The sequence below is a fragment of the Streptomyces sp. ActVer genome, assembly GCF_027270795.1.
GTDB classification, from domain to species: domain Bacteria; phylum Actinomycetota; class Actinomycetes; order Streptomycetales; family Streptomycetaceae; genus Streptomyces; species Streptomyces umbrinus_A.
This window is the reverse complement of record NZ_JAPWHT010000560.1, coordinates 1-5,904: the sequence shown is the minus strand read 5'-3', so window position 1 is coordinate 5,904 and position 5,904 is coordinate 1. Positions and strand designations below refer to the sequence as shown.

Genomic DNA, 5,904 nt, shown 5'->3' with positions numbered 1-5,904 from the left:
CCGGCCTGCTGCCGCCACTGCTGCGCGGCCGTGGCCCCTGCGACGGCGAGTACGGCCCCGCCGAGCTGCCGCTTCCCGGTCCAGCGGGCGACCCCGTACCCACCGATGAGCCCACTCGCGGCCACCGCCGCGGCCGGTACCTTCGCCATCACTGCCTCCTGGTGCTGCTTTCCGGGCGGACTTCCGGCCGGTCGACCGAGGCTAACCCGCCCCTATCGGACCCCCGGCACCACCTCTCCCGAGATCGGCAGCCCCAGCCCCGCCACGGCCCGGGCGACCAGCCGGGCCATCTCGACCGCACCCCGCTCCTGGAAGTGGGTGTTGTCCTGGACCCCGTTCGGGAAGTTCGGGTACTGCCCCGCGGCCAGCCACAGGAAGATCGCCTTGGACCCCTCGATGCCGACCCCGTCGAGGTAGACGCGGCTGGCCGCCGAGAGATCGACCAGCGGGGCGCCCTCCTCCCGCGCGACCGCCTTCGCGGCATCCACGTACGCGGGGAAGGAGACGTTGAACTTCCCCGTCGACGCGTTGTAGGAGCGCCGCGACACCGGCGTCACGACGACGGGCGTCGCGCCCCGCGCCCGGGTCGCCCGGATGTAGTCGTTGCGCAGGTACTCCTTGTAGTCGGCGGGCGAGGTGTACCGCTCCGGATTGCTCACGGTCGCGTCGTTGTGCCCGAACTGCACGAAGAGGTAGTCACCGGCCCGGATCACCTGATGGATCGCGGCCAGCCGCCCCTGCTCGATGAAGGACCGCGAACTCCGCCCGCCGATCGCATGGTTGGCGACGGTGATGTTCGAGGTCAGGAACGAGGACAGCTTCTGCCCCCAGCCGGCCTGGGGATAGTAACGGGAGTTGTACGTCTGGGCGGTGGAGTCACTGGCGATGTACACGGTGCCGGTGGCCGCCGCGGCGGCAACGGCGGTCCCGGGCATCCCCAGCACCCCGAGCGCCCCACCCCCGACCGCACCCGCAGTACCGACAAGAAACCGTCTACGACTGCTCACACTGACATTGCGGCTCATCCGACCATCCCTGTGCAGGAGTTGAGGAACTGTCAGAGAGGGGTCGCAGCCGGGAGGGGAAAGGTTGCCGGGGCGAGGGCTCCGGGCCTACTGCCGCGCGTCCGCCAGCCAAGCCCGCCAGACATGACGGCTGTTGGGCACCTCGGGCCGGTCCAGAATCCACAGCACATACCCGGCGTGCAACTGGGCCCAGGGGTTCTCCGAACGCCGGGCGCCCTCCAGCCGTACCCGCAGCGGGTCGCCGTCGACGACCCGGGCGATGCGCACGTACTCGCGGTCCTTGCAGCGGTAGGCACGCCGTACGACGATCTCCACCAGGTCGATCAGCTTGGTCCGGGCGACCGGGTCCTGCCCGACGGCGTCGGTGGCGAGATCCCGGATGAGCCCCTCCTTGGTGCCCCACGCCTTGGCGTGCCGGGTCCACTCCTCCGGATACCGGGCCTCCCATTCAAGGAAGAGCAGCGCGTAGGGCAGCCCGGGCCATTCGGAGAGATCCTCACCGGGCCCTCTGTCCCACATGCCGCTGGGCAGCGAATGGCTCCGGGCCCACAGGTACTCCTCGTTGGCCGACCGCAGAGCCGGATCCTCGTACGGATACATCACCCCCTGCCCCTGCAGCGTCCGCAACGTCTCGTTGAACCGATGCTGAGCCTCCTCGGTCCTCCTCCGTGCGGAGGCCAAGTGGTCGAGCGCGGCGGCCCGTTCGGCCGGATCGTTCGCGATCAGTCCGTACGCCCATGCCAGCCGCTTTTCCCACGCCCGGGCGTCGTCCATGTCCGCCCCGTGCCCTTTCCCATGCCCCATGGGACAGATCATCCCTGAGCGTGCCGCGCCCCGCTCCTCCGGGCACCGGTACCGGGAGGGGCGGGGCGCGAACAGGGGCCTCGGATCAGCCGGCGCAGAGCGTCACATTGACGGTGTCGCCGTTGGCGACGGTCTTCGGGCTGTGGGGGTCGACCTGGATGACCGTGCCCGGCTTGCCGTACTTGCCGCAGTCCACCTCGCCGACCTTGCCCAGCTTGGTCTGGGTCTTCGCGATCTGCCCCTTGGCGTCGTCCAGGCTCCGGCCGAGGAGATCGATGGGGATGGTCATGCCCGCGCTGTGGACGAAAAGCAGGGTGGCGGCGTCCTTGGCGGGCGCCGCGGTGATGGCGGCCGCGGGAGCGGACTTCGGCGCGTCCGAACCGCCGGTGATGGAGGCGAGGGCGGTACCGCCGCCGGCCACGATGAGGGCGGCCGAGATGGCGGCAATAGCCGTGGCACGCTTCCGACGGGACCTGCGCGTGATGCCGGGCGCGTCGAAGGTGGGCGCGTCGGCGGAGTTCGCGAAGTTGTTCATGGCGTTCACCAGTTCCTCTTCGAAGGGTGTGGGGTGTGCGCAGCCGAAGGGCCGCGAATCGTTCGAGGTCATCGGGCTTCCTCCTCGGGCTGCCGTGATGAAGGGCCGGAGAACGCGGGAAACTGGCTTCTGAGTTTTTCCATGCCGCGAGCGAGCTGCGACCGTACGGTGCTCTGCGAGATGCGCAGGTCGGCCGCGATCTCGGCGTCGGACAGATCGTGGAAATACCGCAGCACCACGACCGTCCGCATCCGCATCGGCAGACTCTGCAGAGCGCGGACCAACTGGTCCCTGCTGTCTATACGCCCGTACTCGTCACCCGGAGCCGCCATGTCGCCGGTGTCCCGGTGCGGAACCGTGCGACGGAACCTCCGCCAACGGTCGTTGGCCAGGTTCACCATGATCCGCCGGACGTACGCGTCCGGGGCATCCTTGGCGACGATCGTCCGCCACTTGCGGCAGACCCGCTCCAGGGTCTCCTGGACCAGGTCCTCCGCCGTCTCGCGGTTCCCGGTCAGAACGAGGGCGCCGCGGAACAACGGAGCCGACCGGGCGGCGACGAACTGCTGAAAATCCATCTCCGCCGACCCGACCTCGGCCTCACCGCGACCGGCACTCAGCTTCCACTCGGTTGCCAGAACCACACGCTCCTCCCTTCCTGCCACCCCCTCGACGCCGAAGCCGTGTTTTCTGCTGCACGACGATGATGAGACCTGGGTCACAGGCCGACCGAAAGCCGGAGACCATGCTCACGCCGACGCCCACACCCCGCCCCGTGAACAGGAGACGCCCCCGCATGACTGATCCGGAACCGAGAGCAGCCGCAGCAGCCGAGGGACGACCGGAGTCTGGCCCCTGATCCGCGCCGAGCGAACGGCACTGGCGACCGATCTCGCGGACCTGACCGACGAACAGTGGAGAACGCCCTCGCTCTGCACCGAGCTGACGGTGCGCGACGTGCTGGCGCACCTCACCGCGGGAGCGAGCCTCAACTCCGTACGCTGGCTGGCGGGCGTGATCCGCTGCCGGTTCGACTTCGACAAACAGGTGGCCATGAGGCTGGCCGAACAACTGGGCGCCACTCCGGCCGAAACCCTGGAGCGATTCCGACGAGTGGTCCCGAGCACGACCAAGCCCCCTCTCCCGGCCCTGGCCATGCTGGGCGAGACGATCGTGCACGGAGAGGACATCCGACGCCCGCTGGGCATCGTCCGCGACCACCCGATCGAGACGGTCACACAGGTGGCCGAGTACTACCGGGGCTCGGACCTGGTGGTCCTGGCCAAGGGCCGCATCGACGGCCTGAGACTCACCGCGACGGACGGCCCCTTCACGACCGGCGCGGGACCGCTGGTCTCCGGCAGCACCTTGGCCCTGGTGATGGCGATGACGGGACGTACGGCGTACTGCGACGACCTGGAGGGCGACGGAGTGGAGCTCCTCCGGGCCCGCTGCGAGACGGCGTGACGCGAGGGAGCTTCTGTCATTGGGTACGCCGTGCAATCGCAGCCGAGCAGGCGCACTCTGGAATGAGGCGGAAACCGGTGGAAGCAGCTGGAAACAGCGGCTCCGGAGGTGATCGTGATGACGATGAAGACCGCTGTCGGATGGCACATAGAGCTGGAATTCGACGAGGACGACAACCGCACCCGCGCAGCCGCCCTCGTACGCCTCCCCGACGGAAGCGAGGTACGGGCCCACGGCTACGCGAGCCGCCACCCCTCCGACTCCAACCAGCCGAGGGTGGGCGAGGAAGTGGCCGGCGCCAGGGCCCTCAACGAACTGGCGATGAAGCTCCTGACCAAGGCACACGACGAAATAGACGAGGCCTCGGGCCGCACGTCATACCCGCTGACCTGACCTGACCGGCAGGACAACGGGCAGGCCGCCTCCCCCGCTCGCTCACTCCCGATGGACGGGGGGCGGGGTGTTGATATACGTGTGCCCGGTCGGCGCGGTCCAGACGGCGGCCCCGGTGTGAGCGTCGCGGGTGACTCTCCACCCCGGATGATGAGTCTTGAGCCGATGATGCCGCCGACACAACGGCTGAAGATTCTCGGGAGTGGTGGGCCCGCCCCGCTCCGGACGAGCATGGTCAAAAGGCCGCACATGATCGAGATCGCACCGCCGGGCAGGCATCCGACAACTCGGAAACGCACAGTACTGATCCCGAGCGACCACATGCCGCGCAGTCTCCGCGGTCGGCTTGTAGGTAAGGGGATCGGTCTTCACGAGCACCCCACTCGCAGGCTGAACAAGAAGCCGCCGCCATACGGTCCCGCCGGCGAAGGCAATCTCCCGAACCTGCCCGGCGGTGACGGGCCCGTACCCCTTGAGTTCCCCCGGCCCGTCATCAACGCCCATAAGCACATCGAGCGGCACGGTGACGTGGACAACGGCGGCGGCCTTGGAAGGGGCCTCAAGCGCTCCAGCCCGCGGCTCGACGACCAGGTCGTACAACGCATCGGCCCGCTTCTGATCGAGCGTGCGCCCGTCGTCCCCGTACCCAACGGCGTACGCCTCCACGACCTGCTCCATCACGGCGGCGCGCTGGGCGGGCAACACGGCCCCGAACAACGTCATCCCGTCCTCCTGCGGACAGGACAACAACTTCCGCTCCTGCACACGCTCTTGATGCCGGGCTTCGGCCCCCGCGGGATCAACGCGATGGACCTGCCGCCGCACGGCAGCCCGAGTCTGCCCAGCGGCCTGCTGAGGCATCCGCTCGACGAGAGCCCTCTCGACCTCTCCAGCCACGTCCACCGCCAACACGGCACACTGCTCGGCCACGATCCTGGCCTGCTGATACGAGATCTCCCCATCGGCGAGCAACCCCAGGGTGACCGGATGCCTTCCGGTCAGAAGCCGAGCAGTCTCCAACCGCTGGGCGGCAGTGGAATTGGCCAACTTCAATGCACAGGCCACTTCTTCAACGGCACAGTCCCACTCGCCCAGAAGAACGGTATCCATATCCGCATCCGCACACACAGCCGGAACATCGGCCGACGGCGGTGGCCCCTCGGTGTGGTCGGAAATGGCGGACAACAACTCAACTTGCTTGGCCTGCAACCAACCCAGATGCCGCTCCACAACGGCAAGCGCATCAATCCGCCCCCGAGGAGAAAGCCACTCACCCTTCAAATCATCAAGAGCGGCAGCGGTCTCACCACAGGGAGCCTGCTCCCGCAACAGCGCGGCCCAGGCATCCAAAGACTCAGCGGCCCCGCCAGTGGAGACGGGCGCCCCTCCCGGAACTACTTCACTCACAGTCAACGCACCCACCCCCTTCCGGTCCCCGAGACCACACCAACGCACCCTCCCCGCCAGGCGAGTTGACTCCTTCAATTCTCCCTCACTCAACGTGATAAGGCCAGGTCAGCCGAGTAATCGAAAGGGTGAAAGAAGGGACCCCACGCAGGGAACCCCGGAGGCGCCCCGCACGTACAGAACCCCCCGCGCTACCTGAAAGCCGCGAAGCCACCCGGCGTGCTGGCGAGACGCAACCGCGCCCGAAGCCCCCGGCCCACCCCCAAACCCACC

The 5,904-nt window shown here is 68.3% G+C and carries 7 protein-coding genes; 2 read left to right on the top strand and 5 right to left on the bottom strand.

Annotated elements, in window-relative coordinates; genetic code table 11:
* Window positions 1-212: 212 nt before the first annotated feature.
* The 4 genes from O3Q52_RS47395 to O3Q52_RS47380 all read right to left on the bottom strand — a co-directional run bounded on the left by O3Q52_RS47395 (window position 213) and on the right by O3Q52_RS47380 (window position 2,942).
* Window positions 213-935, bottom strand: a complete 723-nt coding sequence (locus tag O3Q52_RS47395; protein ID WP_269654666.1) for a rhamnogalacturonan acetylesterase — start codon at window positions 933-935, stop codon at window positions 213-215.
* A gap of 177 nt (window positions 936-1,112) precedes the next feature.
* The gene (locus O3Q52_RS47390) at window positions 1,113-1,829 is read right to left on the bottom strand and encodes a hypothetical protein (protein ID WP_269654665.1); all 717 of its coding nucleotides are present in this window, start codon (window positions 1,827-1,829) and stop codon (window positions 1,113-1,115) included.
* An 85-nt stretch (window positions 1,830-1,914) separates the two neighbouring features.
* Window positions 1,915-2,436, bottom strand: a complete 522-nt coding sequence (locus tag O3Q52_RS47385; RefSeq protein WP_269654664.1) for a hypothetical protein — start codon at window positions 2,434-2,436, stop codon at window positions 1,915-1,917.
* Window positions 2,433-2,942 (bottom strand): SigE family RNA polymerase sigma factor, encoded by a 510-nt coding sequence (locus tag O3Q52_RS47380; RefSeq protein ID WP_332113010.1) that lies wholly within the window; start codon window positions 2,940-2,942, stop codon window positions 2,433-2,435. Before O3Q52_RS47380 ends, O3Q52_RS47385 begins: the two co-directional genes overlap by 4 nt.
* Window positions 2,943-3,219: 277 nt before the next feature.
* On the opposite strand from O3Q52_RS47380, the gene O3Q52_RS47375 reads away from it, so the two are divergent.
* The gene (locus tag O3Q52_RS47375; protein WP_269654667.1) at window positions 3,220-3,831 is read left to right on the top strand and encodes a maleylpyruvate isomerase family mycothiol-dependent enzyme; all 612 of its coding nucleotides are present in this window, start codon (window positions 3,220-3,222) and stop codon (window positions 3,829-3,831) included.
* Between the two features lie 117 nt (window positions 3,832-3,948).
* Window positions 3,949-4,224 (top strand): DUF1876 domain-containing protein, encoded by a 276-nt coding sequence (locus tag O3Q52_RS47370; RefSeq protein ID WP_266763096.1) that lies wholly within the window; start codon window positions 3,949-3,951, stop codon window positions 4,222-4,224.
* 42 nt (window positions 4,225-4,266) lie between these two features.
* Here O3Q52_RS47370 and O3Q52_RS47365 read toward each other — a convergent pair whose 3' ends face one another.
* Entirely contained in the window at window positions 4,267-5,574 is a 1,308-nt protein-coding gene (locus O3Q52_RS47365; RefSeq protein WP_269654662.1) for an HNH endonuclease signature motif containing protein, read from the bottom strand.
* Between the last annotated feature and the right edge of the window lie 330 nt (window positions 5,575-5,904).

Bases quoted from the DNA above. Each gene is read 5' to 3' on its own strand.
- O3Q52_RS47395 (WP_269654666.1), bottom strand. From the start codon at position 935: ATGCCCGGGACCGCCGTTGCCGCCGCGGCGGCCACCGGCACCGTGTAC.
- O3Q52_RS47390 (WP_269654665.1), bottom strand. From the start codon at position 1,829: ATGGGGCATGGGAAAGGGCACGGGGCGGACATGGACGACGCCCGGGCG.
- O3Q52_RS47385 (WP_269654664.1), bottom strand. From the start codon at position 2,436: ATGACCTCGAACGATTCGCGGCCCTTCGGCTGCGCACACCCCACACCC.
- O3Q52_RS47380 (WP_332113010.1), bottom strand. From the start codon at position 2,942: ATGGATTTTCAGCAGTTCGTCGCCGCCCGGTCGGCTCCGTTGTTCCGC.
- O3Q52_RS47370 (WP_266763096.1), top strand. From the start codon at position 3,949: ATGACGATGAAGACCGCTGTCGGATGGCACATAGAGCTGGAATTCGAC.